The following is a 3621-nucleotide window of genomic DNA, read 5'->3' as shown; positions in this document are numbered from 1 at the left end:
ATGCAAGTCGGACGATGAAGCCCTTCGGGGTGGATTAGTGGCGAACGGGTGAGTAACACGTGAGCAACCTGCCCTTGACTCTGGGATAAGCCTGGGAAACTGGGTCTAATACCGGATACTACTTCCTGCCGCATGGTGGGGGGTGGAAAGCCTTGTGCGGTCTTGGATGGGCTCGCGGCCTATCAGCTTGTTGGTGGGGTAATGGCCTACCAAGGCGACGACGGGTAGCCGGCCTGAGAGGGTGACCGGCCACACTGGGACTGAGACACGGCCCAGACTCCTACGGGAGGCAGCAGTGGGGAATATTGCACAATGGGCGGAAGCCTGATGCAGCGACGCCGCGTGGGGGATGACGGCCTTCGGGTTGTAAACCCCTTTCGGCAGGGAACAAGCCTTTCGGGGTGAGGGTACCTGCGGAAGAAGCGCCGGCTAACTACGTGCCAGCAGCCGCGGTAATACGTAGGGCGCGAGCGTTATCCGGAATTATTGGGCGTAAAGAGCTCGTAGGCGGTTTGTCGCGTCTGCTGTGAAAGCCCGGGGCTCAACCCCGGGTCTGCAGTGGGTACGGGCAGGCTGGAGTGCAGTAGGGGAGACTGGAATTCCTGGTGTAGCGGTGAAATGCGCAGATATCAGGAGGAACACCGATGGCGAAGGCAGGTCTCTGGGCTGTAACTGACGCTGAGGAGCGAAAGCATGGGGAGCGAACAGGATTAGATACCCTGGTAGTCCATGCCGTAAACGTTGGGCACTAGGTGTGGGGGCCATTCCACGGTTTCCGCGCCGCAGCTAACGCATTAAGTGCCCCGCCTGGGGAGTACGGCCGCAAGGCTAAAACTCAAAGGAATTGACGGGGGCCCGCACAAGCGGCGGAGCATGCGGATTAATTCGATGCAACGCGAAGAACCTTACCAAGGCTTGACATGTGCCGGACCGTCCCAGAGATGGGGCTTCCCTTCGGGGCCGGTTCACAGGTGGTGCATGGTTGTCGTCAGCTCGTGTCGTGAGATGTTGGGTTAAGTCCCGCAACGAGCGCAACCCTCGTTCCATGTTGCCAGCACTTCGGGTGGGGACTCATGGGAGACTGCCGGGGTCAACTCGGAGGAAGGTGGGGACGACGTCAAATCATCATGCCCCTTATGTCTTGGGCTTCACGCATGCTACAATGGCCGGTACAAAGGGTTGCGATACTGTGAGGTGGAGCCAATCCCAGAAAGCCGGTCTCAGTTCGGATTGGGGTCTGCAACTCGACCCCATGAAGTCGGAGTCGCTAGTAATCGCAGATCAGCAACGCTGCGGTGAATACGTTCCCGGGCCTTGTACACACCGCCCGTCAAGTCACGAAAGTCGGTAACACCCGAAGCCGGTGGCCCAACCCCTTGTGGGAGGGAGCCGTCGAAGGTGGGACTGGCGATTGGGACTAAGTCGTAACAAGGTAGCCGTACCGGAAGGTGCGGCTGGATCACCTCCTTTCTAAGGAGCAGCGCCCCTGGCCGGGGGCGGCCCGCATGGGCCGTGCCGGTGCGGGGGGTATATGCGGCCTGCTGCGGGAGCGTTCGTCTCCCGGCGGGTGCTCATGGGTGGAACATCGACGGATTCGTGGCCCGTGCCCCTGGCACGGCCTGTGGCCCCAGTACGCCCCGCGCCTTCGTGTGCGGTGGTTGGAAGAGGTTCCGGGCCGGGTTTCCGGGGGGTGGGGTCCTTGGCACACTGTTGGGTCCTGGGGCAACACGCCCTGCGCCCCCTTCTATGCTGCCGGTCCCTGTCGGGGCCGGTGCGGGGGCGTGGTTCCCGCCTTCCCGTGCCGTGCGGCGTCCTGCCGCATGGGTGCAGGTTGTGGGGGTTGTTGTTTGAGAACTGTATAGTGGACGCGAGCATCTAGCAATTTCTTCCCGCCGCGCCGGCCTGCCTGTCCCCTTTCGGGGGTGCTGGTGGTGCCGTGGTGTGGTGGGTCGAGTTTTCTTGTAGGTGTGTGCATGCATGTTTTTGCGTGTGTGTGCGCCCTTTGTGGTTTCTTCTGTGTTGAAGTTTCCAAGGGCGCACGGTGGATGCCTTGGCATCGGGAGCCGATGAAGGACGTGGGAATCTGCGATAAGCCTGGGGGAGTCGATAACCGGACTGTGATCCCAGGGTCTCCGAATGGGGGAACCCCGCCGCACTTGATGCGGTGACCCGCCGTTGAACGCATAGACGGTGTGGAGGGAACGCGGGGAAGTGAAACATCTCAGTACCCGCAGGAAGAGAAAACAACAGTGATTCCGTCAGTAGTGGCGAGCGAACGCGGATTAGGCCAAACCGTGCGCGTGTGATACCCGGCAGGGGTTGCGCGCAGGGGGTTGTGGGGCCTGGCTTCGATCATCTGCCGGTGGTCGGGGGCGAGTGCAGCAGTGTAGGCGAACGGTCTTGAAGGGCCGGCCGTAGAGGGTGTGAGTCCCGTAGCCGTAACGCTGGTCTGCCGTCCTTGCCGGTGTCCCCAAGTAGCACGGGGCCCGAGAAATCCCGTGCGAATCTGTCAGGACCACCTGATAAGCCTGAATACTACCCGATGACCGATAGCGGACAAGTACCGTGAGGGAAAGGTGAAAAGTACCCCGGGAGGGGAGTGAAACAGTACCTGAAACCGTGCGCCTACAAACCGTCAGAGCCGGCCCCGCTGGGGGTGCGGTGATGGCGTGCCTTTTGAAGAATGAGCCTGCGAGTCAGTGCCACGTCGCGAGGTTAACCCGTGTGGGGGAGCCGTAGCGAAAGCGAGTCTGAACAGGGCGTTCAGTGGCGTGGTCTGGACCCGAAGCGGAGTGATCTACCCATGGCCAGGTTGAAGCGACGGTAAGACGTCGTGGAGGACCGAACCCACTTCAGTTGAAAATGGAGGGGATGAGCTGTGGGTAGGGGTGAAAGGCCAATCAAACTCCGTGATAGCTGGTTCTCCCCGAAATGCATTTAGGTGCAGCGTTGCGTGTTTCTTGCCGGAGGTAGAGCTACTGGATGGCCGATGGGCCCCACAAGGTTACTGACGTCAGCCAAACTCCGAATGCCGGCAAGTGAGAGCGCAGCAGTGAGACTGCGGGGGATAAGCTTCGTAGTCGAGAGGGAAACAGCCCAGACCACCGGCTAAGGCCCCCAAGCGTGTGCTAAGTGGGAAAGGATGTGGAGTTGCGAAGACAACCAGGAGGTTGGCTTAGAAGCAGCCACCCTTGAAAGAGTGCGTAATAGCTCACTGGTCAAGTGATTCCGCGCCGACAATGTAGCGGGGCTCAAGCACACCGCCGAAGCCGTGGCAGTCCCACGCGAACCCTAGCCTTCGTGGTTCAGGGGTGGGGCTGGGTAGGGGAGCGTCGTGCGGGCAGTGAAGCCCCCGGGTGACCGAGGGGTGGAGGCCGCACGAGTGAGAATGCAGGCATGAGTAGCGAAAGACGGGTGGGAAACCCGTCCGCCGGATGATCAAGGGTTCCAGGGTCAAGCTCATCTGCCCTGGGTAAGTCGGGACCTAAGGCGAGGCCGACAGGCGTAGTCGATGGACAACGGGTCGATATTCCCGTACCGGCGAAGGACCGCCCATGCCGGACAGCCGATGCTGACCGCCCGGACCCCGCACCGTCCTCCTTCGGGAGGGCACCGCGGGGC

The 3621-nt window shown here is 61.3% G+C and carries 2 rRNA genes; both read left to right on the top strand.

Annotated elements, in window-relative coordinates:
• Positions 1-1470 (top strand): 16S ribosomal RNA (locus ACYVKZ_RS21065); the annotation flags it as partial.
• Between the two features lie 548 nt (positions 1471-2018).
• Positions 2019-3621: ribosomal RNA gene (locus ACYVKZ_RS21060) — 23S ribosomal RNA — on the top strand; the annotation flags it as partial.

Source organism: Sinomonas soli (assembly GCF_054782415.1).
The sequence above is the reverse complement of the archived record's forward strand: the minus strand, read 5'-3'. Positions and strand labels throughout refer to the sequence as shown.